Here is a 24,968-nt window from a genome sequence, read left to right on the forward strand (position 1 = left end):
TGATCCCTGAGCTTGGTCGTTCTTGATCCCTGAGCTTGGTCGTGCTTGATCCCTGAGCTTGTCGAAGGGTCACGACCGCGACTGTGGTCGCCGCCCTGTGGTTAGGGGCGGCGGCAGGGAACTGGGCCGTTACCCTTCGACAGGCTCAGGGACCGATTCGACAGGCTCAGGGACCGATCACTGCAGGTCGGGGTGCTCCTGCGCGTCCTGGGCCGCCAGCGCGGCGCCGATGATGCCGGCACGGTTGCGGAGCTTCGCGGGGATGATCTCGGTCTTGAGGTTGAGCAGATCGCCGAACTGGTTCCAGTCCTTGGAGACGCCGCCGCCCACGACAAACAGGTCGGGGGAGAACAGCATCTCGAGGTGCGCGTAGTAGGGCTGCAGGCGCTCGGTGGCCCACTCCTCGTAGGAGAGGCCCTCCTTGTCCTTGATCGACGACGCCGCACGCCGTTCCGCGTCGTAGCCGGCGAGCTCGACGTGGCCCAGCTCGGCGTTGGGGATGAGCACCCCGCGGTAGATGATCGCCGACCCGATTCCCGTGCCCAGCGTGGTGAGAATGACGAGGCCCTCGTGCCCCTTGGCGGCACCGAAGTGCACCTCGGCCAGGCCCGCGGCGTCGGCGTCGTTGACGAGCGTGATCGGGCGGCCCAGCGCGTCCTCGAAGTACTCGTCGGCCTGTAGCCCCGCCCACTTCTGGTCGAGGTTGGCGATGAACGGCACTCGGCCGTGGACCACGGGCGCGGGGATCGTCAGCCCGACGGGGTTGTCGCCGATCTCGTCGGAGAAGGCCTCGATGATCTCCCCGATCACCTGGGCCACGTTCTTCGGCGTCGACTTGGCCGGCGTCGGAATGCGGAGCCGGTCAGCGGCGAAGTCGCCCTGCGTGAGATCGACGGGCGCGCCCTTGATGCCCGAGCCGCCAACGTCGATGCCCAAAAAGATGCTCATGGGTGGAAGCCTACCGGGTGGGCACCGGTCGATCGATGTCTGGTTCCAGTTCCGCGCCGCGGAGCTTCGTCAGCCCCCGGCCGCGCTCCGAGCTGCCTGTGCGCGTTCGAGTTGCTCGAAGAAGACCTGCCTGGCCGTGTGCTCGTCGAGGTGGTACAGGCGGCACGACACGGGTCCGTCGGTGGTGTGGAGAGCGACGCTCGCCAGTCGGAGGCGCCGCTGCAGAGGCCCCTGGTGCAGGCTGAGCGATTGCATCCGCACGTGCGGGACGATCGTCAGAGTGTGTTCGATCAGACCGTGGTGCGCCACGACGACGTCGCGACCCACGCCCCATGTGTGTTCGCTGTGGCTGAGCGGGGTGAGCCAGCGGGCGCGGCCTGGCTGTGGATGCGGTTGGATCTCGGACAGATCGACGTGCGGCCAGACGACGTGGAGGATCTTCAGCACGTCGTCCCAACTCCCGAAGGGGAGGAGGACGCTCGTGTCCACCTTGCCGTCGTCGCCGGACTGGCCGGCCATGCCGAGAACGTTGACGCGCACCCGGTAGAGCCCGGTCAGGCGCTGGAACAGGTCCTGCCTGATGCTGATCCCCTGGATGCGCTCCGGTCGGAGGCCCTGCGTGGCGGTGGAGGTGAGTCCGCGGCGTACGCGGAGCGTGTCTCCGCGCCGAGTGACGGTGAAGCCCCAGTTGCTGCCGATGTTGGCCCACAGCCAGCCCGCCACCGCCACGAGTGCGCCGAGGACTGTGAAGCCGGTGTCCTGCCAGATGTAGAGGGCGAGCAGGATGAGCGCGGCGGTGCCGAGGCTGAAGGCGGTGGAGGACACCAGGGTGCCGAGGAACAGGATGTGCACCGGGACGGCGTGCACGAGGACCTCCGGCTCCTCGGCCAGGGCGGTCTCCGGAGGGCCGGAGGCGGCCTCGCCGTCGGGGACGGCAGGGCCCTGCGGAGTTCCGACCGGGGTGACTGCCCTGGCCCGACGCATCCGCGCCAACATGTGCTCGCGCAGCGCCTCCGCGCGGCTCAGGGTGAGGAAGGACAGGGCGACCCCCCCGGCGCCTCCGACGTCGATCTGCACCTTCGCGAGGCCCAGGAGCCGGGCGATGAACGGCTGGTTGATCTCGACGGACTGCACCTTGGTGTAGTCGACCCGCGACGACGACGTCCACAGGAACTTGCGCTCGACACGGAACTCTTCGTCGTCGACGATGAACGTGGTGGTCCGCCAGGCTGCGATGCCAGCACCGAAAGCGATGAGGGCCGACCCGAGCGCGATGACGCCGACCACGACTGCCATGCCGGTGAGATCGCTCAGACCGTTCTCGCTGATCTCGCGCACGAACAGCACGACGGATCCCGCGAGGACGATGCCGCTGTGGGCGATTCCGGTGAGCGGGCTGGGGCGCTCGACGACCTTCTCCGCGGGGGTCGGCGCAGACTCCGGGGATGTGCTGGTCGAGGGTTGGTCGGTGGCCACTGGGCCGGGTGGCGACGGCGGGGGCCAAGCCGCCGTCGGTGGGTCGGGCGGTGGCCACCGCCGGGGGGATTGGGCCGAGTCGGCGGGCGGGACGAAGCTGGGCGCGTCGGCTGGGGGCTCCGGATCGGGACCCTGCATCAGATGCCGGCCTGCTGGGTCTCGCCCCGCCGGATCAGGCGGTCGCGCAGGGCGGCTGCGTCGTCGGCGGGAAGACCCGGGATGGCGATACCGCCCTGGCTGGAGGCGGTGATCATCTCGACGGAGGCCAGCCCGAAGGCGCGCTGCAACGGTCCGGAGCTGACTTGGACCAGCTGCATCCGGCCGTACGGCACGCAGGCGAGCTGGCGGAACACCAGGCCCTTGGTCAGGTAGACGTCCTCGTCGCGCTCCGCGTATCCCCACCGCTTGAACACGAGCGGTGCGCGGAGCATGCGCCACGCGATCCAGCCGGCGACGACGGCGACCGCCGCCCACCCTGCCCACGACGGCCCCCACAGGAAGGCGACCAACAGCGCCGGTGCCGCGAGCAGGAGCCAGACCACGGGGATCAGGATGAGCTTCATCTTGAGGTAGTTGGGGGAGAGGCGTTGCCAGGGCGTTCCGGGAGGGGCGAACAGATCGTCCATCAACGCACGAACCTCTCGTAGCGGCGCGGGTTGCGGCATTGGGGTCCCAGCACCTTGACGTCGCCCATAACGATGGTGCCGACGAGGTTGAGCACCACCCCGTCCGGATGGCCGACCACCCCATCGATCTTCGAATCACTCAGCACCGAGGTGAGGCCGCTGGTGTTGATGGTGACGCCCTCGGGCACTCGGATCTTGATGTCGCACATGAACCCGCCCAGCCGCAGTGTCGTGGAGCGGCTGGCGAACGCGGTGCCGACGAGGTCCAGGCGGATCTCTCCCAGCCACGCGTTGAGCGTCACGTCGTGCGCGAGGCAGCCGATGACGCCGGGCTTCAGCGTCGAGAGCATCGCGTTGCCGCCGGTGTAGGCGCCGGGGGCGACGGGACCGGCTCCGTTGTGGCTCACGGGGTGCGCGAAGTGGGCCGGGCGGGGAGTGGGAGGGGGCACGAGATCGACGGTCAGCCGGTTGAGATCGCCGAACGTCTTGGCGTCGTAGGCCGCTGCGATCCGGTCGGTGTGCTCGTCGATGGTGAGTCTGCCGTCGGTGTAGGCGGTATTGAGCAGCTGGGCGACCACCTCGCGGTCTTGGTCAGCGCAGCGCAGCACTTCGAGGCGGTCGGGAACGTTCGGCATACCCCTGAGTCTACTGACGCTCAGACCATCGGCTCATCGGGTGAAACCCCGCCCCGACCCTGTCCAGCAGCCCTCGATCGGCAGATCTGGTGGCGTAGTCGACTCCAGATCCGCCGGTCGGGATTGCCGTCGACTGCCCCCTCTCGACGGCAGCCCGCACTAGGGTTGGCAGCAGGATCGAGAGCTGGGAGCAGGCTATGGCGAAGCGGGTTGGCATTCTGACGGCGGGCGGGGACTCGCCGGGGCTCAACGCTGCGATTCGGGGATTCGGGAAGGCTGCGATCGGGCAGCACGGGATGGAACTGATCGGCTTCGAGCAGGGGATCCGGGGGTTGGCGGAAGACCGCTGGCGGGTGCTCGACTCCGCGGCACTCTCGGGCATCCTCACCGTCGGCGGCACGGTTCTGGGGACCTCGCGTGACAAGCCGCACCGCATGGTGATCGACGGCGAGACGGTGGACATGGTCCCGACGATCGTCGAGAACTACGAGAAGAACAAGCTCGATGCGCTCGTCTGCATCGGAGGTGGGGGAACGGCGAAGAACGCCAACCGCCTCGCAAAGGCGGGCCTGAACGTCATCCACCTGCCCAAGACCATCGACAACGACATCGCGCACACCGACACGAGTTTCGGGTTCTCGACGGCGCTCGGCATCGCCACCGACGCGATCGACCGGCTCCACTCGACGGCGCACTCGCACCACCGCGTCATCATCGCCGAGATCATGGGCCACAAGGCTGGTTGGCTGGCCCTCGGGTCCGGCGTCGCGGGCGGTGCCGACATCATCCTCATCCCGGAGATCCCCTACTCGATCGAGTCGGTCGCCGAGTCGGTGCACAGCCGGGCGAAGTCCGGCCGGAGCTTCTCCGTCATCGCGATCGCCGAAGGGGCGCGCGACGAACAGGACACCGCTGATCTCGCCGCAGCCGAGGCGCTCCGCAAGAGCGCCTCGGCGCCGGAGGAGAAGGCTGCCGCGACCAAGCATCGAGACTCCATTGAGGCCGCCCACCGCGACAATGCCTTCAAAGTGGCATCCGCCCTCGAGGAGGCGACGGGACTCGAGTCGCGGGTGACGATCCTCGGCTACGTGCAGCGCGGGGGCACCCCCGACGCGCACGACCGCATGCTCGGCACCCTGCTTGGTTCGGCCGGCGCAGCGCTGGTGGCTGACAAGGAGTTCGGCATCACGGTCGCCTCGCAATCGGGCGAGGCGGTGCCAGTGCCCCTCTCCGATGTGGCGGGCAACCTCAAGACCGTGCCCGTTGACCACGCGTGGATCAAGGCGGCCCGCGCGGTTGGAACCGGCCTCGGGGACTGACCCGCCCGTCTCCCTGACGGGCATGAGGGACGAGGGGCGACCCCTACGTCTCCCTGCGTAGCGGCTGCGAGGGACGAGCGGTGACCCCTACGTCTCCCTGAGTAGCGGCCGCGAAGGACGAGCGGTGACCCCTACGTCTCCCTGAGTAGCGGCCGCGAGGGACGAGCGGCCGTGTATCGAAGGGTCCTTGCTCGCCCCTGCTCTGAAGGGGTCAGTTTGGTGACACGCGCGACCATAGTGGTCGTACATGTCGCTGAATGGCACCTTTCGGGTAGCGGCCGCGAGGAACGAGAGGTGACCCCAAACGTCTCCCTGAGTAGCGGGTGCGAGGGACGAGCAACCGCGTATCGAAGGGCTCGTGACAATACCGCGGACCCAGGGTCAGTCCTACCTTGTGGGCTGCCCCTCGATACGGTCGCTCGTTCCTCGCTCCTACTCGGGGAGACGGGACAGACGGTCGCTCGTTCCTCGCTCCCTAAACGGGGAGACGTAATTGGGGCTGGTTGTTCGCCCGGGGAGACGGGGGAAGGTGGAGTGCGACTCGTTCGTTTCCCTGAGTAGCGGGTGCGAGGGACGAGCAACCGCGTATCAAAGGGCTCGTGACAAGACCGCGGACCCAGGGTCAGGCCTACCTTGTGGGCTGCCCCTCGATACGGTCGCTCGTCCCTCGCTCCCTACTCGGGGAGACGGGACGGACGGGCGCTCGTTCCTCGCTCCCTACTCGGGGAGACGGGGCAGACGGGCGCTCGTCCCTCGCTCCCTACTCGGGGAGACGGGACGGACGGGCGCTCGTTCCTCGCTCCCTACTCGGGGAGACGGGACAGACGTGCGCTCGTTCCTCGCTCCCTACTCGGGGAGACGGGACAACGGGCGCTCGTTGGCCCCGGATCAGCGGGTGGCCTGCGCGAGCAGTTCGAGGACGTGCACGTAGGGCTGTCCCGTGGCACGGCTCATCCCGAGCTCGCACGTGCGGTTGCAGGAGGCATAGGCGGCGAACTGCCTGCTACCGATTTCCGCTGCCTGCTCGGCGGTGGCGCTGGCCGTGAGCTCGGGGTGCAACAGGCCACGGTCTCCCGCGAAACCGCAGCAGGCCCAGCTCGCGGGCACCACGACGTCGTCGGAAATGAACTCGGCGATCGCCAAGAGCGAGTCGTTGATCCCCAAGCGCGAGGAGGTGCAGGTGGGGTGCAGGGCGATGGAGTCGATGGGGGCGGTCACCGTCAGCCGTGGGAGCAGCTCCCGGGCGGCGAACACGACGACGTCCAGCACGTCGGCGTTCCAGTACTCCGCCATCTCCGTCAGGGCCGCCGTGCAACTCGACGAATCGCAGACCACCGTCATGCCCTCGCGTGAGCGAAGTTGACCGCGGACCTTTTCCCGCATGGTCTCGTAGCCGTCGACGAGGCCCTTGGACTTCCAGGGGGCACCGCAGCACAGGTCCGCCGCATCCAGCAGACGCACCGGGACGCCTGCCCGTCGGCAGAGTTCGTCGAGGGCGGAGAACACGCCCTGGCCGGGGGAGCGCAGCATGGTCTGGAGGCACGAGGGGAAGTAGGCCGCCACCCCTCCCTTTCGTCGGTCCCGCAGTTTCGGTCGACGGCGCAGGCCCGAGCCGGCGGGGAGATCGCGGTCCACCGTCGGGACGGCGTCGCTCCCGAGCGCCTTACGGCCGGCCTTCGCGACGACGGACGCAATAGGTCCGGCGGACTTGGCGGAGGTGAGCGCCGCCGACCCCATCCGGGTGGCCAGCCCCCAGGATTTCGCAGCCTGGTTCCACGCGCGCTTCTCGACGCCGTGTGCCCGCTCCGCGCGCTGGTTGCGCACCAACTCCCCCGTGTCGATGCCGAGCGGGCAGTGCACCGCGCACATGCCGGCTGCCGTGCACGTCTCGATCGCCTCGTACTCGTAGTCGGCGGCCACCTGGGCCACGAGTTCCCGGTCGTCGCGCCTGGCGGTCAGCTCGCGCCGCAGCACGATCCGCTGCCGGGGGGTCAGCGTCAGATCCCGTGACGGGCACCCGGGCTCGCAGAAGCCGCATTCGATGCACTGGTCCACCTCGGGCTCGATAGTGGGCATGAGCTTGAGGTGCTTGAGGTGGATGTCGGGATCCTCCGAGATGATCACGCCGGGATTGAGCACCCCGGCGGGGTCGAACAGGTGCTTGATCTCGCGCATGACGTCGTACAGCTCGTCGCCGTACTGGTCGTTGACGAACGGCGCCATCGCGCGCCCGGTGCCATGCTCGGCCTTCAGGACGCCGCCGTGGCGGAGCACCTGCCGGACGAGGGCCCGCGCGAACCGGCGGTAGCGCAGGAGCCCGGCCTGCTCGTCGAACCGTTCGCTCAGAAGGAAGTGGATGTTACCGTCGCGGGCGTGGGCGAACAGGGGCACGTCGAGGATGTCGTACCCGAACTTCATGAACAGCTCGTCCAGCGTTCTGCACATGCTGGCGAACTGCTCCAGCGGCACGCAGATGTCTTCGAGCAGCGTTGTGGTCCCCGACGTGCGGGCGCCCGCCACGAGCGCGTAGAGGCCCCGGCGCAGCTCGACCAGGGCGTTTCGCTCCTGGTCCTCGGTGGTGAGCTCGACACGGTCGACCACCTCGAGCTCCCGGAGCGCCTCCTCCGCGGCAGCCACCCGGGTGGCCAGGGCGGATTCGTCGACGTCGTGCAGCTCGATCAGCAGTGCGGCCTGGGTGGTCAGTTCGGTCTCGCGCAGGAGCGCGGGGGCGGTCGGCTGGTCCCGGACCACCCTGAGGCAGGCGACGTCCATGAGCTCGATGGCCTCGAACCCGTGCTCGACCAGCCCCGGCACGGCTGAGGCGGCGTCGTCGAGCGTGGGGAAGAGCGCCAGGGCCGCCGCGCTGTGGGCGGCCAGGGGAACCGTGTGGAACGTCGCCTCCGCGACAAAGCCGAGCGTCCCCTCGCTCCCGATGAGCAGGTGCGGGATGATGTCGACCGGCCTGTGGAACTCCAGCAGCGCGTTGATGCCGTAGCCCATGGTGTTCTTGAGCGCGAACAGCCGGTTGATGTCTGCGATGGAGGAGGGGTTGGTGCGGAGCCGCGTGCGAAGCATGTGCAGGCCACCGACCAGCGCCGTCTCGTCCAGTCGGAGCGTCATGTCCGCCGTCGGGTCGGCGGTGTCGACGACGCGTCCGCTGGGGAGCACGAAGACCATCGAGTCCAGTGTGTGGTAGCTGTTGGACTCCACTCCGGCGAGCATGCCACTGGAGTTGTTGGCGACGATGCCGCCGATGGTGCAGGCGATCTCGCTGGTGGGGTCGGGGCCAAGGCGTCGGCCGTACGGGCGCAGCCGCGCGTTGACGGCGGCCAGCGTCGCGCCCGCCCCTGCTCGCACGCGCAAGCCCTCGTCGAGAACCTCGATGTCGCGGAAGGACCGTCGCACATCTACGAGCATCCCGTCGGTGACGGACTGCCCGCACAGGCTGGTCCCTCCGGCTCGAAACGTGATGGGCATCCGCCTCCGGCGGGCCTCGATCATGAGCTCCGCCACGTCCTCCGCAGTCTGCGGAATTGCCACCGACGACGGCGTCAGCAGGAAGTGCGACGCGTCGTGCGCGCGCGCCAACCTCGTGATTGCGCGATCGTCGCGACCGATGGTGGCACTGGTCACGAGATCAGCCTATAGGTGGGGGTGAGGTGAAATCGTCACCGCGTTGAAGGGCTGCTAATCTAGGCCGCACGCGGGCGTAGCTCAATGGTAGAGCGTCAGCTTCCCAAGCTGAACACGCGGGTTCGATTCCCGTCGCCCGCTCGATGAAGGCGCGGGCCCAGGCCCGCGCCTTTTCTACGTCATCGGCGAAACGTTCACCTGCAACGAGTGAATGGCCTTACGGGCGGGACTTCCCAACACCCCAAAGTTAGTGTGCAAGCGTCAACGAATGTCTGCCCGTCGGGGGGTAGGCACCACCTAGCGAAGGGACACAGATGTCCAGAGTGACAACACGGCGGTTAGTGGCGGTTTCAGCCGCTGCCGCCTTGGCGGTGGCGGGCTTGGCCTTCCCGCAGACCGTCGCCAATGCGGCGTACGAGTACACGCCGATCAGTCAAGACCAGATGTCGGTCGTCGAGGTCGATTCGGTCGAGCTGACGGGCGAGGGCACCAACGGCCCGGGCGAACTGGCGCTCGACGGCAACATCGACACCTACTGGCACACCAAGTGGCAAGGTGGCATCGATCCGCTGCCGCACCACATCACGGTCAAGCTCGCCGACGAGGCCGTCAGCCTCGGCCGGGTGCACCTGACCCCGCGTCAGTCGTCGAACGGCTCCGGTCGCGTCCATGAATACGAGTTGCACACCGCCGTCGGCGATTGTGAGACCGCCACCTACGCCAAGGTCGCCGAGGGCTCGTTCCCCGGCGAGGTGGCCACGTACTCCGAGGTGCGCACCATCACGCTCGATGAGCCCGTCGACGCCACCTGCGCGAAGGTCGTGTACCTCAGCTCGTGGGGCGGCGCCAAGGGATCCGATCCCATCTCCCCCGTGGAGCAGGTCGCGACGCTGGCGGAGTTCAACGCGGACACCGCCACCGACTCCGGCGTCGATCCCACCGATCCGGTCGGCTGGGCGTTCAACAACCTGACGTACCTGCCGTTCATGACCCGTGCTCAGTGGGCCAACAACCCGCTCGGTTACACCGGCACCTGGACCGCCACTGACGGCTCCAGGTGGCGCACCGAGTGCGACACCGCGTTGACCGGCAAGAACACGTGCCGCACGTTCCGCTGGACCACCGTGTACAACGCATCCCCGAAGCCCGGGGGGTGGCTACACGTTCGGCCAGGAGAACAAGTGGGTGTTCAACAACATGGTGATGCTCCGACCCAGCTGATCGGTCATCGCTGAAGGGGAGGGCCCCGTCGCTTCGCGCGGCGGGGCCCTCTTCTTCGTTCCCTGAGCTCGTCCTCCGTGCTCCCTGAGCTTGGTTTCCGTGCTCCCTGAGCTTGGTTTCCGTGCTCCCTGAGCTTGTCGAAGGGTGACGGCCGTGGCTGTCTTCCCCGCTTCACCCTGAGAAAACGTGCTGCCGGCGCTATATGGGCCTTGGCACATCGCTTTTTCAGGACGAGTGCTGAGGGTCAGTTGCGCACAGCGATCTCGACCGGGTTCTGCTCGTCAGGATCGACGTTGGCCGCCTTCTCGATCGCCTCGCGCTTGGCCTCGTAGCGGGCCTCGACGCGGCTGAACAGATAGGAGGCGATGGTGCCGACCACCAGCATGGCGACGGCGAACGCCACGGAACCGCCGAGGCTGAGCCCGCTCTCGCGCAGGCCTTCGTCAGTGAAGGCGGGGAACACCACCGTCGGGAAGATGGCCAGCGACGAGCCGACCACCATGCCAAGGATGAAGTGGTAGGCGCCGGCGTAGTACCGGTCGAAGAGCCAGGCCGCGCCCTTCGCCAGGACGAGCACGCAGGCGACAACACCGAGCGCCAGCGGGATGATGACGCCGAAATCGAAGTCCTTGATGCCTTCGGCCATCTTGTCGTAGAGGCCGAAGTAGATGAGGAAGTTCGATGGGCTCATGCCGGGGACGATGAGGCCGAGGCCGATGAGCGCGCCCGAGCCGAACCACACCGGGATGCTCGGCGTCACCTGGATGAGCGCGTTGCCGCCCAGCAGCATCAGCACGAAGATACCCGCGGCGGCTGCGCCGAGAATCCCGAAGTGGACGCCGGAGCGCCCCTGCTTGCCCGCCTGGCGATAGAGCGACGGGAACGTGCCGATGACGAAGCCGATGAACAGGCACGTGAAGTGAGCGGCGTACGTCTCGAAGGCCTTGGCCACGACGGCGGAGAAGCCGAGGATGCCGAGCCCCACGCCGATCCCGACGGGGATGAAGAACATCACATTGCGCCGGAAGTTCCTGGTGACGTTGGCCAGAAATCGGATGAGCGGGTCGTAGAGCCCGAAGATCACGGCGAGCACCCCGCCCGACAGGCCTGGAAGGATCGCGCCGACGCCTACGGCGATGCCCTTGGCCAGGCGCGCGAACCACTGGCCGACCGAGTCTGGTCGGTTGACCGGTGATGTCGGCGTCGGGCGCGGGGCGGGGTTGGCCATAGGGTCCTCCTGGGTGCGTGCGTCCCCACGATACGTACCGCTCTCCACCCCCGCCAACTTCCGAGCGGTGGGCTCCAGCCGCCCGACGGCGCTCAGTCGACTCCGGGTAGGGTCGGGGCATGAGCGTGAAGGCAGCCTTGTTCGACCTCGACGGCACCCTGGCGGACACCGTCCCCCTCATCGCCGAGCACATGAGCGCGTCCCTCAACGCTCATGGCATCGCCTGCGTGCCGCGCGACGTCTACCCGCTGATCGGTCGACCGATCCTCGACGCCATGGGCGAGCTGCACGACTTCGCGGACCTAGCCCACCGCGACACCGTGATCGACGAGTACCGGGCGGCGCTGCACCTCGCGGTCAACGAGGTGGGGCCCGGACTGGTCCTGCCCGGCGTGCGGGAGATGCTCGCGGACCTGCGCGACGCCGGCTTCCGCATCGGCGTGGTGACCGCCAAGGGCCGGCTGGCCGCGGAGCATCTGCTGACGATCACGGAGCTGAGCCATCTGGTGGACGTGCTGGTGACCACCGACGACGTGGAGCGGGGCAAGCCTCATCCCGACTCGGCGCTGAAGGCGCTCGAGCATCTCGGCGCGGAGCCGGGGGAGACCTGGTACGTCGGCGATGCGTCGTCGGATGTGGCGATGGCCCACGCCGCTGGCATGCCCGCGCTCGGCATCACCACGGGCGCCGCGACTCGCGACGAGCTCGCCGAGGCCGAGTATGTCGTCGACACGGCTGAAGAGGTGACGGCGCTCCTGCTCGGCCCCTCCCGTCTCCATGAGTAGGGAGCGAGGAACGAGCGACTGCCCGCTTCGTCTCCCTCACCTGGAAGGGGCTTCTCTATACCCACTCTGAAGGGGTCAGTTTGGCGACACGCGCGACCATAGTGGTCGTACATGTCGCTGAACGGCACCTTTCGGGACGCCTGCCTTCCCTCACCCACGGTGCCGGCACGGCCAGAAAGCTGAGTAGGGAGCGAGGAACGAGCGACCGCCCGCTTCGTCTCCCTGAGTAGGGAGCGAGGAACGAGCGACCGTATCGAAGGGCGTGCCGCAAATAACCGCTGACTAGGGATGGCGATGATGTTGCGAGCCCTTCGATACGCGACCGCTCGTCCCTCGCGGTCGTTACTCAGGGAGACGGAGTGGGCGGCTGCTCGTCCCTCGCGGTCGTTACTCAGGGAGACGGAGTGGGCGGCTGCTCGTCCCTCGCGGTCGTTACTCAGGGAGATGGAGTGGGCGGCTGCTCGTCCCTCGCGGTCGCTACTCGGGGAGATAGGGGGAGACGGGGAGGGGGTCAGCGTTCGGGGCGGAGTTCGAAGCCCCCCTCGACCAGGATGGGGTAGTACCCCAGCGCCTCGTTGACGTTCAGCATGTGACGGTTCTCCTCCGCGTTCCACGTGACGATGGACACGGCCTGCGGCACTGCCTGCTTGACGGCGATGAGGTTCGCCGCCTTCACCAGCATCCCCAGCCGACGACCCCGGTGCTCCGGCAGCACGATCGTGTCCCACTGGTCTACGAAGGCGTCGGGGTTGGACCTGTCGAGCATCAACTCATTCAATGCCACCAAGGTGCCGCTGGGGCGATGCCGGACGACGGTCCGGAACATCCGGTTGGTCAGCAGCCGCTCCTGGTCCGAGCGCCGCATGCGCTCGGCGTCCCACTGCCATTCGACGACGGTCAAATCACCCGCGGGCACGTCCGTGGCCATCCGCTGCCGAAGCGTCGCGAGGTCGTCGAGGATGTCGTCGCCGGCAGCCCCCTCCCAGGCGATGAGTTCATAGTCGTCGCCAGCGTGGGCACGCGCCTCGGCGAGCGCTTCTGCCGGATCCACCAGAGGGTTGGCGAAGTCGTACCGGCTCACCCGTTCAACCTGGCCCAGCTTGAATCCGTACCGCAACGCGAGGCGAACTGCGGGGTGATCCGCCGGGAGGGCGCCGGCTCCACTGGGCGGGCTGATGGTGGCGACGCCGTCGCCGGGGATCGGGCACTCGGCCCAGGCCTGGTAGCAGGTGAAACCGGGGGAATCCGCCCGGATGCGCTCAGCCAGCGCCGTGCCGATCCCGCGGCCCCTGAACTCAGGAAGGGTGAGGACGAAGACCATGATGTGTTCGGGTTCGTCGACGAGGTTGACCCTCGACCGCGCGTTGCCGACGGGTTCGCCGTCGAGGCGTGCCAGGTAGCGACGCACGGTGTGTTCGGAGTCGGCCCGCGCAGCGGTGAGCGCGGCCTCGTCGGTGACGTCCCACTCGGGGCCGCCGATCAGCTCGTGGTAGTGGGCCCTGTCGATGCGCTGGTACTCGCGCCAGTCGTCGTCGACGGTTTCAGGCAGGGAAATTTCGGTAATGGTGAGCATGAGTGCGCCTTGGGGTGAGAAGGATGGGTGCAGGGAAAGACGGATGCCGAGGTGAACTCGAGGCATCGCGAGGCACGGTGGGACGCGTCACTTCCTGATCATCATGGGCGAAACCTTGCCACACGTCGCGGCGGCACGCAACGGTTTTCCGCCGGACCGGGGTGCGAGTTGAGCAAGTGAGATGGGTCAACTCTGCGACACGCCGGTGTAACGCCGTTGCTATTCGTTCACCCGTCTTATTTGCTCAAGTCTCGCCCGCCTGGACGCAGGGGCGAGAGCTCAGCAGATCAGGCTGGCGGGCTTCACCTCAGTCGGGCCCTGGTTGCGGCAGACGCCGATGCCCTTCGCGGCGAGGCCGTCGCGCATCGCTTTGAGGGCCGGACCGTTGAAGCCGTTCCACTGCATGTGCATGAGCACGGAGTTGCCGGGCTTCGCGTTGGCGACGACGTAGCTCACCACCTGCGAGGTGGTCTTGCTGCGCCAGTCGTTAGTGTCGATGTTCCACAGCCAGATCCGCATGCCCTTGGCGTCGTAGGCGCGTTTGACCGTGTCGTTCCAGGCGCCGTACGGAGGGCGGCCGTAGGTGGTCACGACGCCGGGTGCGCTCAGCTGCCGAAGCACCGCGTCGTAGCTGAGGGTGGTCAGGTTCGGGTGGCTGACCGAGTGGTTGAACACATAGTGACCCATCGAGCGGGCGTAAGCCGGGTCGAACTTCCCCGACGTGATGCAGTTGCCCGTGGGGAAGAGCTGCAGGGAGATGCCGAGGTCCCGTGCGGCGGCCGCGGTGGTCTTGAACGCGCTGAGCGAGTTCGGACAGTCGTCGAACGTGAGCGTCACCCGGCTGGTCGGATTCGGGCCCTTGTACATGCTGTAGTTCGTGATCGGCGGGCTCGTAGGTGGCGTCGTCGGGGGAGTGGGGTCTGCCGGAGGCCGGTAGACGTACAGCTCCTCCAGATTGCTCGGTATGACTCCGAACCGCACGAGGTTGTTGAACACGAAGCGGTCCCCACTCCAGATGTAGGAGCGGCAGCCGTTGCGGCCCGTAGCCGGGGTCTCGCACTCGGTGTACCAGAGGCGGCCGCCGATGGTGTGCTCCCCGGGCTCGGCGAGCGGGTTGCCCACCCAGAGGCTCTTCGGCGACGGCAGATAGGTCAGGTTGTTGAAGGTCCACTTGCCGGCCACGACCAATTCAGTGCGGCACCGTGCCGTCTGAGAGTAGGGCTCGCACCAGGTTCGCCATTGGCGTCCGTTGATCGTGTGCTCGCCCGGGGTGGAGTAGACGTCGATGTCAGCCGCGGCGGGTGGAGCAAACGCCCCGCCGAGAGCGATGAGGGTCGCGAGTGCGAGCCCGAAGAGGGAGCGGAGCATGATCGAAACCTTCCAAAACTGCCGATAGGACAGCCTAGGCCTGACCACGGTTTTCTCCTATGGTCCCGGCCCTGGTCCCTGAGCTTGTCCCTCCGTGTTCCCTGAGCTTGTCCCTCCGTGGTCCCTGAGCTTGTCCCTCCGTGGTCCCTGAGCTTGTCCCTCCGTGTTCCCTGAGCTTGTCCCTCCGTGGTCCCTGAGCTTGTCGAAGGGTTGCGGCCTGGGGTGTGGTCGCTGCCCTGGTGGTCGGGGGCGGCGGAAGGTCGCGAGGTCGTTACCCTTCGACGGACGCTCGCTCGTTCCTCGCGAGCTGCTCAGGGACCACCCTTCGACGGACGTTCCTTAGCTCTTGCGCTCGTCACTGCTCAGGGACCGATTCGACGGACTCTCGCTCGTTCCTCGCGAGCTGCTCAGGGGCCAGAGACGCCGAAGGGCCGCCGCTGACGATCAGCGGCGGCCCTCGAGAGGAAATCCTTACTCGGCGTTGCCGGGGATGACGTCCCCGTTCGGCCACTCCTGCTTGATGAAGTCGGCCACCTCGGCCGAGTGGAGCAGCTCGTCGAGCGTCGCGATTGCGGCGTTGTCGGTGCCCTCCTCCCAGACCAGGACGTTGGCGTACGGGTTACCCTCGACCGCCTCTACGGCGAGCGCGTCGTCGGCCTTCAGCCCCGCGTTGAGCAGGAAGTTGGCGTTGATGACGGCCGCGTCCACGGCGGGGTCGGTCAGCTGCTGCACGACGACCTCGGGCATGGTCTCCTCGAACTGCAGGCCCTTCGGGTTCTCAGCGTCGGTGAGCGTCAGCACGGTCGCGCCCTCGGGCACGTTGGTCAGCAGACCGGACGACTCCAGCAGCTTGAGGCCGCGGTACTGGTTCGACACGTCGTTGGTGATGACGACGGTGCCGCCGTCGGGGATGTCCTCGACGGTCGCGTGCCGGTCGGAGAACAGCGTCAGCGGCTCGATGTGGACGCCCTCGCCGTGGGCGAACTCGTAGCCCTTCTCCTCCATCTGGTTTTCCAGGTAGGGGAGGTGCTGGAAGTAGTTGGCGTCGATGTCGCCCGAGGCCAGGGCCTCGTTGGGCAGCACGTAATCATCGAACTCGCGGATCTCGATCTCGATCCCCGCCTCCTCGGCGAGGTTGTCGCGCACGAACTCGAGGATCTTCGCGTGGGGCAGCGGGCTCGCGCCGACCACCAGCGTCGAGTCGTCCGCGCCGCAGGCGGTCAGGGACAGGGTGGCTGCCAACGAGGCAGCCAGGGTGATGAGAATCTTTCGCACAGGAATGTTCCTTTGCTCGGGGCCAACAACAAGTTGGCCGTTCTTCTGACCCAGCCTCGAGAGGCTGGTCTTCCGGAGGAAGTCTTTAGCGATGATCGACGCGGCGGGCGATCAGATCGCCCACCCACTGGACCAGCTGCACCATGACCACGATCACGACGATCGTGATGGCCATGACGTCCAGCTCGTAGCGCTGGAAGCCGTAGTTGTAGGCAAGGCGCCCAAGGCCCCCGCCGCCGATCAGGCCGGCCATCGCCGAGTAACCGATGATCGTGACCACCGTTGTGGTGATACCGGCGACTATGCCGGGCATCGCCTCCGGGATCAGCACCTTGGTGACCGACTGCATCTTCGTCGACCCCATCGCGTGCGCCGCGTCGAGCTTGCCGGAGTGGACGTCGCGCAGCGCGGTCTCGACGAGCCGGGCGAAGAAGGGGATCGCGGCGATGGCCAACGACACCGACGCGGCCAACGGCCCGAGCGAGGTGCCGACGAGCCAGCGCGTTACCGGGATGAGGGCCAGCATCAAGATGGCGTACGGGATCGACCTTGTGATGTTGACCACCACGCCGGACAGCACGGCGTTGAGGGCCCGGTTCTCGCCGAGCCCGCCCTTCGCCGTCGTGTAGAGGACGACGCCCAGCGGTAGCCCGAGCAGGACGGTCGCCACGCTGGAGATGCCGACCATCTGGAGGGTCTCCCAGATGGCGGGCAGCAGCGCCTTCTGCAGCGCTGGGTTGTTGAGCCACGTGTCGAGGAGGATCATGCCTGTTCCTCCAGCAGGTCGCGCGGGTCGGTCACTTTGGCGTCGGCGCCCTGGCGGCGCAGCTCGTCGATGACGTCTTGCGGGTCCGTGCCGTCGGGGACGGAGATGCGAAGGTGCGAGAACGTCGCACCGGCGAGGTGTTCGACGCTGCCGGCGACGATGTTGAGTTCGCTCCCGACGATCCGCGACGTGTGCGCGACGACCGGGGTCGCCGCCTTGGACCCGGAGCTGAGCACGTCCACCAGCGTGCCCCCGACCTCGTCGACCGGGTTGTGCGCGGGGATGCCCAGCAGCGCCTCGGCCAGCCGGCCGTCGAGCGTGTTGACGACGTCGACGAGCGGGCCGGATTCGACGATGCGGCCGGCGTCGAGCAGCGAGACGGAGTCACAGATGCGCTTGACCACGTGCATCTCGTGCGTGATGACGAGCACCGCGAGGTTGCCGAGGTGCTTGAGCGACAAGATGAGGTCGAGGATCTCGTTGGTGGTCTTCGGGTCGAGCGCCGAGGTCGGCTCGTCGAAAAGCAGGACGTCGGGGTCCGACGCGAGGGCGCGGGCGATGCCGACGCGCTGCCGCATGCCGCCCGAGAGCTGCGCCGGGTAGGCGTCGCCGGAGTCGGGCAGCCCGACGAGACCCAGCAGTTCCTGGACGCGCTCGGCGCGCTTGGCCTTGTCGACGCCGATCAGCTCGAGAGGGTAGCCGACGTTGTCCGCGATCGTGCGCGAGTCGAAGAGGTTGGCCTGCTGGAAGACCAGCCCGATCCGACGTCGGGCCGTGCGCAGCGCGTCGGACCGAGCCTGGGTGAGGTCGACGCCGTTGATCTCGACCCGGCCGGAGGTGGGGCGGTCGAGGAGAGTCAGGCAGCGCACCAGCGTGGACTTGCCTGCACCCGAGTGGCCGATGATCCCGTGGATGGAGCCCTCCGGGACGGTCAGCGACACACCGTCGAGCGCGCGCACTTCGCGCTTGCCCTGGCGGTAGACCTTTGTCAGGTCGGTCACTGTGATCATGTGCTGGTTCGCCTCTTCCGTCTGCAGACGTTCAATATTGAATCAGCACGAGCCCTTTCCTCCCGCATCGGGAGGTCCGTTGTTCACCGACAGAGAAAGGCTCAGGCTCAGTAGTGGCGCTCGACCTCGCTGGCCACCGTGTTGAACCGCTGCTCGTCGAGGATGGCGCCGATCCGTCGCACAGCGTCCGGATCGATGCGGATGATGCGGTTGACCCGCACCTCGCTCTCGCGCCGCTCGTGGTCCCACGCACCGGTACCGATGTTGATCCAATATCGCCCGGCCCGAGCCTCGCGCTCGCGGTGATCGTCCTTGTCCTGACTCGTCACCTGCAGGCCCAGCAGCCAGTCGCCGTCGCGCCCGATGAGCAGCACGGGACGATCCTTCCCCTGGGAGTAGTCCTCCTCGTAGGGCACCCAGGTCCACACGATCTCGCCTGGGTCCGGCTCGCCGTCCTTGTGCGGGTTGTAGACGATCGACGGCCTCTGCTCGTAGTCGCCCGGGTACCCGGTGGTCTGACGTCGCGCGTCTCGGCGTGGTTGAGGCCTCCTGCCGGGCGCATCGCCTGCGTCAGTGCGGCGGGCAGACCGACGGTTGTTCTGAATTGCGCGATCCACGGCGCGGGTCGCGACGTCGCGCAGGATCCGGGTCAAACCGTTGACGAGGGGATGTCGAGCCATGCGTCGAGCCTAGCGGCCCGAACATCAACGGAAGCGGGGAAGCCTGCCGTAGTGGATCTGCGACGGCCGCCGGTAAGGGGCCGGCTGCTCGGCGCGAACGGCGGCCCAGCGCTGGAAGTATCGCGTGACGGGAGGCAGGAACAGCAGCGTCACCCCGATCGCCGCGAGACCGAGCCCCACGAAAGCCCAGTCGTCGACGATGGCGACGAACCCGCCGACGAAACCGAGCGCCACCAGGCCCGCCCACCGAGACCAGCGCCACCCGTTCCATGCCTGGAACCCGACGACGCCGCAGGCTCCGGCTGCGAGGACCAGTGCGCCCGCGAAGACGCCCTCGAGCGCGAGGGACAGCCATCTCCCCGGCTCGGGCTGCACCCATTCGAGCAGGCGCGCGGAGGTGGGGTAGGTCTCGGGATGGGCGGCCTCCCACCAGCGGATGCCGTAGACAACGGCGAGCGCGGCGGCTGCGAGGTAGAGGGCGACTGCGGCGATCGCGACGAGGACCGGTCGAGGGGGCTCCCCTGTGCGCGGGCTGCGCGGCACCTCCTGGCGAATCTCCTCGTTGGGGGGGAGAGTCGCGATCTGCTTCGGCTCGGTCACCCCACCAGCCTACGCGAGGCACGACAGATGTCTCTGAGTAGCGGGCGCGAGGAACGAGCGACGTTTCCCTTCCGTTTCCCCGAGTAGGGAGCGAGGAACGAGCGACCGTATCGAGGGGCGTCCCTCGACGTCGCACTGCACCGGGGTGAGCGGTCGTGTCGCGAGCCCTTCGATACGCGGTTGCTCGTTCCTCGCGACCGCTACTCAGGGAGACGTTCGGGGCGGTTGCTCGTTCCTCGCGACCGCTACTCAGGGAGACGTTCGGGGCGGTTGCTCGTTCCTCGCGACCGCTACTCAGGGAGACGTTCGGGGCGGTTGCTCGTTCCTCGCGGCCGCTACTCAGCTTCCCCGTTGTTCCGGCATCGTGGGGAGGGAAGGCGGCACGTCCCGAAAGGTGCCATTCAGCGACATGTACGACCACTATGGTCGCGCGTGTCACCAAACTCACCCCTTCAGAGTGGGCAAGAGAGAAGCCCACTTCCAAGTGAGGGAGGCGTTTTGGGGCGGTCCCTCATTCCTTGCTCTTTTCTCAGGGAACCGTGGTCGCAGCGGCGACAGGGCTGATGTCCGGGCGGAGTGCCAGCAGCACCGGTTGGCGCAGGACGCCGTCGGGGGTGACGTTGAGGTAGCGGACGTGGACGCAGAGCATCGGCTCCACCCAGCGGGAGCGGCGCGCGTCGGGGCCGGTCGGGGCTGGGTCGAACGGGGGGGTGGGGCGCTCGGTGTCCTTCAACACCTGGAGTAGCACGTCGCGCTGCGCGTGGCCGAGCCCGGAGCCGACGCGCCCCACCGGGTAGAGCACCGGGTTCGCCTCGAAGGTGTCCTCGTCGGAGGGATGGCCGACCCATAGCGCGCCCAGCTTGCCAGGGGAGTCGGTCTCGGGGATCCAGCCGCCGATCACCGCGATCATCTCGGAGCGGTGCGGTGTCTTCACCCAGTGCGGGCTGCGGACGCCCTCGAGGTACGGCGAGTCTGCACGCTTGCTGAGGATCCCCTCCAGCCCCGCCTCGCGGGTGTGCGCGGCGAGGGCGTCGCCGTCGTCGAAGAGATCCGACAGCTGCCACGCTGGGCGGTTGAGGTCGAGCGTTTCGAGCAGGGAGCGTCGCTCCGTGAGCGGCAACGAGGTCAGGCGCCGCCCGCCCAGCTCGAGCAGGTCGAACGCGACGAACGTGACGGGGCGTTCGGCTGCGTGCCGGACGATCCGCGTCGGGTTCCTGGCGTGCATCCGGTGGGCGATGACGTGGAAGCTCGGCCGGCCCTGATCATCGAGGGCGATGAGCTCGCCGTCGATCGTGCAGTCGGGGAGTCCCGCACCGCCGCGCACCACCTCCGGGTAGGCGACGGAGATGTCGCCTTCGTTGCGGTTGGTCAACCGAACCTGCCCGTCGCGGATGGTGGCGATCGCCCTGATCCCATCCCACTTCACCTCGTGCACCCAGCCGGGTCCCGTCGGCGGCTGGCCAGGGGTGGACGTCGGGGTGGCGAGCATCGGGCGCATGGTCAGCTCGTGAAGAAGGTGTCGATGCCGTCGAAGAGCATCTGCACGCCGAGCACGACCAGGATCATGCCCATCAGTCGCTCCACGGCGATGAGGGCCCGCTCCCCGACGGCCCGACGCAGGAAACCCGACGAGTAGAGGATCAGCGTGCCGACCAGCCAGGCCGCAATGAGGGCGCCGAGGAAGATCGGCCAACCGCTCGGGTTCTGGCTGACGAGCACCACCTCGACGGCGAGCAGTGACGGGCCCGCGACGTAGGGCACCGCCAGCGGCACGATGAACGGCTCGTCGTGGGTCATGGGCTCATGCAGCGGACGCTCGGGGGTGGGGAAGATCATGCGGACGGCGATGAGCATGAGGATGACGCCGCCGGCGGCCTGCAGCGAGGCGTTCTCGATGTGCAGCAGCTCGAGGAAGAATCGGCCGACGAAGAGGAACGTGACCATGATCGCGAGTGCGATGAGACATTCGCGCAGGATCACCCACTGCCGACGCTCAGGGGCCGTCTTCCGCAAGGCCGCCAGGAACAGGGGCACGTTGCCCAGCGGGTCCATGACGAGGAAGAACGTCATGGCAGCGGACAACATGGTCATCGTCGGGATACCTCTTCTCTGGAGCCGGCGCTCAACTGTACGGCGTGCGCCCCCACGGCTTTCACGGGGTGAGCTTGCGCAGCGCGAGTTCGGCGAAGAGGCGGGCGCCGTCGGGCACAACGGCGTCGTCGAACCGGGCGTAGGCCGAGTGGTTGAAGGGCGCCGTGTCCGGGTCGGCGTCGGGAGGGCAGGCCGACAGCCCGATGAAGCAGCCCGGAACCTCCTCGAGCAGCCGGGAGAAGTCCTCCGCCCCGGCGAGCGGCTTCTCCCAGCGACGGTGGCGCTCGTCCCCGAACAGGTCGCGCACCACGTCGGCGACGACGTCGGCCTCGGCGTCGTGGTTGACGGTGACGGGGTACTGCTCGACGAACTCGGTCTCGCCGGTCACCCCGTGGCCGGCGGCGATGCCGTCGACCAGCCGCTCGATCGTCTGGAAGAGCTTGGCGCGCACGTCGGTGTCGAAGGTCCGCAGCGTCGCCTCCAGCCGCCCCTCCTCGGGGATGACGTTGGCGATGGTGCCCGCGCTCAGGAGGCCGACGGTGACCACCACCGGGTTCTGAACGTCGAAATTACGCGTCACCATGGTGTTGAGACCGGTGGTGATGGCGGCGAGGGCCGGTACGGGGTCGGCGGCGAGCTGCGGCGTCGAGCCGTGGCCGCCGCGGCCCAGCACCCGCACCTTCGCGATGTCGGAGCTGGCCATGACGGTGCCGGGCTTCGTGGAGAACACGCCGTGGGGATCCAGTGCGGACCAGACGTGGATGGCGTACACGTAGTCGGGACGCGGCCCGGCGACGTCGAGGAGCCCTTCCTCGAGCATGTACCTGGCGCCGTCGACCCCTTCTTCGCCGGGCTGGAACATGAAGATGACGTCGCCCGCCAGCTCGCCGCGCCGAGCGCACAGTTCGTGTGCAGCGCCGATGAGCATGGTCATGTGGAGATCGTGGCCGCACGCGTGCATGTTGCCGTTGGTGGAGGCGTAGTCGAGGCCGGTCAGTTCCTTGACGGGAAGCGCGTCCATGTCGGCGCGTAGCAGCACGACGGGGCGCTTGCCCTGCGTCTCGCGGCCGCCACGCAGCACGCCGACGACGCTCGTCAGGGACTCGCCGAGGGTGATCTCGAGCGGCAGGCCGTCGAGAGCTTTGAGCACAGCCTCCTGGGTCCGGGGGAGGTCGAGCCCCACCTCAGGGATCTGGTGCAGTTCGCGGCGCACGGCGATGAGATCGATCATGGACCTATTCCTAGCAGATCCACTCCGCCCGCTAGCCCCCAGCGAACCTGGTACCAGCGCGCCAGCAAAGAAGCCGGAACGCCAACGGATCGGCCCAAACGCCAACGGACAAGGCCGAACGCCGACAGTAATAAGCGACGCCCGCGAAATATCGCGGGCGTCGCTGGGTCTCGGTGGCGTGAGCCGCTGACCGTTGGCGTTGTGGTCCGACCGGGGATCAGAACGCGCGGATCAGGTCACTCCTTCATCGTCCCCGTCTCGAGGAAGCGGACGTGCCAACCCAGCGCTGTGCGCAGGTCGTGCGGCGTGTGCATGCCGTTGGCCTTCGTGTGGGCCAGCTTCACGTACTCGCGCAGCGGCTCCCGGTAATCCGGGTGGGCGCAGTTCTCGATGATCTTCTCGGCGCGCTGGCGGGGAGCCAGGCCGCGAAGGTCCGCAAGACCCTGCTCGGTGACGATGACCGACACGTCGTGCTCGGTGTGGTCGACGTGGTTGACCATCGGGACGATCGCCGAGATGGCGCCGCCCTTCGCCGTCGACGGCGACACGAAGCAGGAGAAGAAGGCGTTGCGGGTGAAGTCACCCGAACCGCCGATGCCGTTCTGCATGCGCGACCCCATCACGTGGGTGGAGTTCACGTTGCCGTAGATGTCGGCCTCGATCATGCCGTTGCAGGAGATGACGCCCATGCGGCGGATCGCCTCAGGGTTGTTCGACACGTCCATCGGGCGCAGGACGATCTTCTTGGCGTAGTGAGCCGCGTTGTCGTTCATCCGCTCGGCCGCCGTCGGCGACAGCGAGAAGGCGGTGGCCGAGGCGACGGCCAGCTTGCCCGAGTCGATCAGGTCGACCATGCCGTCCTGGATCACCTCGGTGTAGGAGGTGATGTTCTCGAACGGCCCCTCGAGCAGGCCCGCGAGCACCGCGTTGGCGATGTTGCCGACGCCCGACTGCAGCGGGTTGAGGTTCTCCGGCAGGCGCCCGGCCTTCACTTCGGCAGCGAGGAAGTCGAGGAAGTAGCCCGCGATCTTCAGCGAATCTTCGTCGAGGTCCTTGAACGGGGTGTTGCGGTCGGGTGCGTCGGTCTCGATGATGGCGACGACCTTGTCCAGGTCGATCTTCATCGTGGGCGTGCCGATGCGGTCACCCGTGGAGGTGATGGGCAGCGGCGGCCGGTGCGGGGGCAGGTTGCCGATCGGGTAGTAGACGTCGTGCATGCCGAAGAGGCCCTCGGACTGCCACTCGTTGACCTCGAGGATGATGCGCTTGGCCTTCTCGATGTACGTGCGGTTGGCGCCGATCGACGACGACGGCACCAGCTCGCCGTCCTCCGTGATGGCGGTGACCTCGATGACGGCCAGGTCCAGGTCGCCGAGGAAGCCCTGGGCGACGAGGTTGGGCATGTGGGACAGATGGATGTCGGAGTAGTAGGTCGTGCCGTCGTTGATCTTGGCGCGCTGCACCGGATCGGACTGGTACGGGGCGCGGAACCGGACGCCGTCGACCTCGGCCAGAGCACCGTCGTGCTCGGGAGCCGTCGACGCGCCTGTCCAGCTGCTGACCATGAACTCCTCGCCACGGGCGTGCGCCTCGCGGATGCGCTCGGCAAGTGCAGGCGGGAAAACCTTGGGGTAGCCGGCGCCGGTGAAGCCCGAGAAGCCGATATTCCATCCGTTCTCGACGATCGCGGCGGCGTCGACAGCCGACATCACCTTGCTCTTGAACGCCTCGCTGCGGATGCGACCTGACATCTGTCCTCCTTGAAGATTGCGGTGCGGGGCCCACCTTACCGGCTCGCCCGGTCGGCTCGCCGCACACCTCACAATCGCGGCCGGGCGGCCCTATGGTAGAGGGACGAGAGTAGGGAGACACCCCGATGACCGACGACGACCGCACTCAGCTCTGGATCGTGCGCCACGGCGCGACGGAATGGTCCGAGAGCGGACAACACACGAGCGTGACCGACCTGGGGCTCCTGGAGAAGGGCCGCGCCAACGCGGAAAAGGTGGGCAGACGGCTCGCTGACGTCGAATTCGGCATGGTGCTGAGCAGCCCGCGACTGCGCGCCATCCAGACCGCGGAGCTGGCAGGCTTCGACGACGTCACGATCGACGACGACCTCGTCGAGTGGGCCTACGGTCCCGGCGAGGGTCTGACCTCCCCCGAGATCCGCGAGCAGATCCCGGGCTGGCGCATCTGGACCCACGGAGCGCCGAAGCTGGACCGCGAAGGCTACGAGCCGGGCGAGACGAAGGAGCACGTCGCTGAGCGGCTGGGCCGGGTGGTCGAGCGCGTGCGGTCCTCCGGGCATCGACGGGTGCTCGCCTTCGGCCACGGCCACGCGATGCGCGCCCTGGCGATGGTCTGGCTCGACGCGCCCGTCGAGTTCGCCGCGCACTTCCCACTCCAGACCGGCACGCTGTGCGTGCTGGGCTACGAGAAGGAGAACCCGGCGATCGTCCGGTGGAACGCTGAAGTCTGACCCCTGAGCTTGGCGCTCGTT

General features: G+C 67.8%; 21 protein-coding genes and 1 tRNA gene. 5 read left to right on the top strand and 17 right to left on the bottom strand.

The window, feature by feature from the left end:
- Positions 1-177: 177 nt before the first annotated feature.
- The 4 genes from ppgK to RPIT_RS00650 all read right to left on the bottom strand — a co-directional run bounded on the left by ppgK (position 178) and on the right by RPIT_RS00650 (position 3,685).
- A complete protein-coding gene (gene ppgK / locus RPIT_RS15480; protein WP_226996295.1) occupies positions 178-948 on the bottom strand; it encodes a polyphosphate--glucose phosphotransferase in 771 nt (256 codons plus the stop codon).
- A gap of 69 nt (positions 949-1,017) precedes the next feature.
- Positions 1,018-2,424: a PH domain-containing protein gene (locus tag RPIT_RS15485; protein WP_226996296.1), complete on the bottom strand. Its 1,407-nt coding sequence runs from the start codon at positions 2,422-2,424 to the stop codon at positions 1,018-1,020.
- 137 nt (positions 2,425-2,561) lie between these two features.
- Entirely contained in the window at positions 2,562-3,050 is a 489-nt protein-coding gene (locus RPIT_RS00645; protein WP_162274453.1) for a PH domain-containing protein, read from the bottom strand.
- A complete protein-coding gene (locus RPIT_RS00650) occupies positions 3,050-3,685 on the bottom strand; it encodes a DUF1707 SHOCT-like domain-containing protein (protein WP_077339542.1) in 636 nt (211 codons plus the stop codon). The genes RPIT_RS00645 and RPIT_RS00650 overlap by 1 nt, the downstream gene beginning before the upstream one ends.
- Before the next feature lie 197 nt (positions 3,686-3,882).
- Between RPIT_RS00650 and RPIT_RS00655 the strand changes: the two genes are divergently transcribed.
- The gene (locus RPIT_RS00655; RefSeq protein ID WP_077339545.1) at positions 3,883-5,004 is read left to right on the top strand and encodes a 6-phosphofructokinase; all 1,122 of its coding nucleotides are present in this window, start codon (positions 3,883-3,885) and stop codon (positions 5,002-5,004) included.
- Positions 5,005-5,892: 888 nt separating this feature from the next.
- Here the strand turns inward: RPIT_RS00655 and RPIT_RS00660 are convergent.
- A complete protein-coding gene (locus tag RPIT_RS00660; protein ID WP_077339547.1) occupies positions 5,893-8,637 on the bottom strand; it encodes an FAD-binding and (Fe-S)-binding domain-containing protein in 2,745 nt (914 codons plus the stop codon).
- A 70-nt stretch (positions 8,638-8,707) separates the two neighbouring features.
- Between RPIT_RS00660 and RPIT_RS00665 the strand changes: the two genes are divergently transcribed.
- Both RPIT_RS00665 and RPIT_RS00670 read left to right on the top strand, forming a co-directional pair.
- Positions 8,708-8,778: transfer RNA gene (locus tag RPIT_RS00665), tRNA-Gly, on the top strand.
- Positions 8,779-8,978: 200 nt separating this feature from the next.
- Entirely contained in the window at positions 8,979-9,872 is an 894-nt protein-coding gene (locus tag RPIT_RS00670; protein ID WP_162274454.1) for a discoidin domain-containing protein, read from the top strand.
- Between the two features lie 230 nt (positions 9,873-10,102).
- Here RPIT_RS00670 and RPIT_RS00675 read toward each other — a convergent pair whose 3' ends face one another.
- Positions 10,103-11,086 (bottom strand): DUF368 domain-containing protein, encoded by a 984-nt coding sequence (locus tag RPIT_RS00675; RefSeq protein WP_077339551.1) that lies wholly within the window; start codon positions 11,084-11,086, stop codon positions 10,103-10,105.
- A gap of 119 nt (positions 11,087-11,205) precedes the next feature.
- Between RPIT_RS00675 and RPIT_RS00680 the strand changes: the two genes are divergently transcribed.
- On the top strand, positions 11,206-11,871 hold the full coding sequence (locus RPIT_RS00680) for an HAD family hydrolase (protein ID WP_077339553.1): 666 nt from the start codon (positions 11,206-11,208) through the stop codon (positions 11,869-11,871).
- A 511-nt stretch (positions 11,872-12,382) separates the two neighbouring features.
- On the opposite strand, the gene RPIT_RS00685 is transcribed toward RPIT_RS00680, so the two are convergent.
- From RPIT_RS00685 to RPIT_RS00735, 11 genes are all read right to left on the bottom strand, one after another.
- Positions 12,383-13,444, bottom strand: coding sequence for a GNAT family N-acetyltransferase (locus tag RPIT_RS00685; protein WP_077339555.1), 1,062 nt, complete (start codon positions 13,442-13,444; stop codon positions 12,383-12,385).
- Between the two features lie 279 nt (positions 13,445-13,723).
- Positions 13,724-14,812: a polysaccharide deacetylase family protein gene (locus RPIT_RS14795; protein WP_093664888.1), complete on the bottom strand. Its 1,089-nt coding sequence runs from the start codon at positions 14,810-14,812 to the stop codon at positions 13,724-13,726.
- Between the two features lie 471 nt (positions 14,813-15,283).
- A complete protein-coding gene (locus RPIT_RS00695) occupies positions 15,284-16,087 on the bottom strand; it encodes a MetQ/NlpA family ABC transporter substrate-binding protein (RefSeq protein WP_077339557.1) in 804 nt (267 codons plus the stop codon).
- A gap of 85 nt (positions 16,088-16,172) precedes the next feature.
- Entirely contained in the window at positions 16,173-16,853 is a 681-nt protein-coding gene (locus tag RPIT_RS00700) for a methionine ABC transporter permease (protein ID WP_077339559.1), read from the bottom strand.
- Positions 16,850-17,863, bottom strand: coding sequence for a methionine ABC transporter ATP-binding protein (locus RPIT_RS00705; protein WP_077339573.1), 1,014 nt, complete (start codon positions 17,861-17,863; stop codon positions 16,850-16,852). Before RPIT_RS00705 ends, RPIT_RS00700 begins: the two co-directional genes overlap by 4 nt.
- A 107-nt stretch (positions 17,864-17,970) precedes the next feature.
- Entirely contained in the window at positions 17,971-18,543 is a 573-nt protein-coding gene (locus RPIT_RS00710) for a type II toxin-antitoxin system PemK/MazF family toxin (protein WP_077339575.1), read from the bottom strand.
- Between the two features lie 24 nt (positions 18,544-18,567).
- Positions 18,568-19,143: a hypothetical protein gene (locus RPIT_RS00715; RefSeq protein WP_077339577.1), complete on the bottom strand. Its 576-nt coding sequence runs from the start codon at positions 19,141-19,143 to the stop codon at positions 18,568-18,570.
- A gap of 529 nt (positions 19,144-19,672) precedes the next feature.
- Positions 19,673-20,641, bottom strand: coding sequence for a non-homologous end-joining DNA ligase (ligD, locus tag RPIT_RS00720; RefSeq protein WP_077339579.1), 969 nt, complete (start codon positions 20,639-20,641; stop codon positions 19,673-19,675).
- 2 nt (positions 20,642-20,643) lie between these two features.
- Positions 20,644-21,234 carry a MarC family protein gene (locus RPIT_RS00725; protein WP_077339581.1) on the bottom strand — a complete coding sequence of 197 codons (591 nt, stop codon included), beginning with the start codon at positions 21,232-21,234 and terminating at the stop codon, positions 20,644-20,646.
- Positions 21,235-21,295: 61 nt separating this feature from the next.
- Positions 21,296-22,465: a M20 metallopeptidase family protein gene (locus RPIT_RS00730; RefSeq protein WP_077339583.1), complete on the bottom strand. Its 1,170-nt coding sequence runs from the start codon at positions 22,463-22,465 to the stop codon at positions 21,296-21,298.
- A 236-nt stretch (positions 22,466-22,701) separates the two neighbouring features.
- Positions 22,702-24,216 (bottom strand): acetyl-CoA hydrolase/transferase family protein, encoded by a 1,515-nt coding sequence (locus RPIT_RS00735; RefSeq protein ID WP_077339597.1) that lies wholly within the window; start codon positions 24,214-24,216, stop codon positions 22,702-22,704.
- 125 nt (positions 24,217-24,341) lie between these two features.
- Between RPIT_RS00735 and RPIT_RS00740 the strand changes: the two genes are divergently transcribed.
- The gene (locus RPIT_RS00740; RefSeq protein WP_077339599.1) at positions 24,342-24,947 is read left to right on the top strand and encodes a histidine phosphatase family protein; all 606 of its coding nucleotides are present in this window, start codon (positions 24,342-24,344) and stop codon (positions 24,945-24,947) included.
- Positions 24,948-24,968: the final 21 nt, after the last annotated feature.

Source organism: Tessaracoccus flavus (assembly GCF_001997295.1).
Taxonomy (GTDB): Bacteria; Actinomycetota; Actinomycetes; order Propionibacteriales; family Propionibacteriaceae; genus Arachnia; species Arachnia flava.

Excerpts from the sequence above, each read along its gene's own strand:
- ppgK (WP_226996295.1), bottom strand. The coding sequence starts at position 948 with ATGAGCATCTTTTTGGGCATCGACGTTGGCGGCTCGGGCATCAAGGGC.
- RPIT_RS00645 (WP_162274453.1), bottom strand. The coding sequence starts at position 3,050 with ATGGACGATCTGTTCGCCCCTCCCGGAACGCCCTGGCAACGCCTCTCC.
- RPIT_RS00650 (WP_077339542.1), bottom strand. The coding sequence starts at position 3,685 with ATGCCGAACGTTCCCGACCGCCTCGAAGTGCTGCGCTGCGCTGACCAA.
- RPIT_RS00655 (WP_077339545.1), top strand. The coding sequence starts at position 3,883 with ATGGCGAAGCGGGTTGGCATTCTGACGGCGGGCGGGGACTCGCCGGGG.
- RPIT_RS00675 (WP_077339551.1), bottom strand. The coding sequence starts at position 11,086 with ATGGCCAACCCCGCCCCGCGCCCGACGCCGACATCACCGGTCAACCGA.
- RPIT_RS00680 (WP_077339553.1), top strand. The coding sequence starts at position 11,206 with ATGAGCGTGAAGGCAGCCTTGTTCGACCTCGACGGCACCCTGGCGGAC.
- RPIT_RS00685 (WP_077339555.1), bottom strand. The coding sequence starts at position 13,444 with ATGCTCACCATTACCGAAATTTCCCTGCCTGAAACCGTCGACGACGAC.
- RPIT_RS14795 (WP_093664888.1), bottom strand. The coding sequence starts at position 14,812 with ATGCTCCGCTCCCTCTTCGGGCTCGCACTCGCGACCCTCATCGCTCTC.
- RPIT_RS00700 (WP_077339559.1), bottom strand. The coding sequence starts at position 16,853 with ATGATCCTCCTCGACACGTGGCTCAACAACCCAGCGCTGCAGAAGGCG.
- RPIT_RS00705 (WP_077339573.1), bottom strand. The coding sequence starts at position 17,863 with ATGATCACAGTGACCGACCTGACAAAGGTCTACCGCCAGGGCAAGCGC.
- RPIT_RS00710 (WP_077339575.1), bottom strand. The coding sequence starts at position 18,543 with ATGGCTCGACATCCCCTCGTCAACGGTTTGACCCGGATCCTGCGCGAC.
- ligD (WP_077339579.1), bottom strand. The coding sequence starts at position 20,641 with ATGCGCCCGATGCTCGCCACCCCGACGTCCACCCCTGGCCAGCCGCCG.
- RPIT_RS00725 (WP_077339581.1), bottom strand. The coding sequence starts at position 21,234 with ATGACCATGTTGTCCGCTGCCATGACGTTCTTCCTCGTCATGGACCCG.
- RPIT_RS00730 (WP_077339583.1), bottom strand. The coding sequence starts at position 22,465 with ATGATCGATCTCATCGCCGTGCGCCGCGAACTGCACCAGATCCCTGAG.
- RPIT_RS00735 (WP_077339597.1), bottom strand. The coding sequence starts at position 24,216 with ATGTCAGGTCGCATCCGCAGCGAGGCGTTCAAGAGCAAGGTGATGTCG.
- RPIT_RS00740 (WP_077339599.1), top strand. The coding sequence starts at position 24,342 with ATGACCGACGACGACCGCACTCAGCTCTGGATCGTGCGCCACGGCGCG.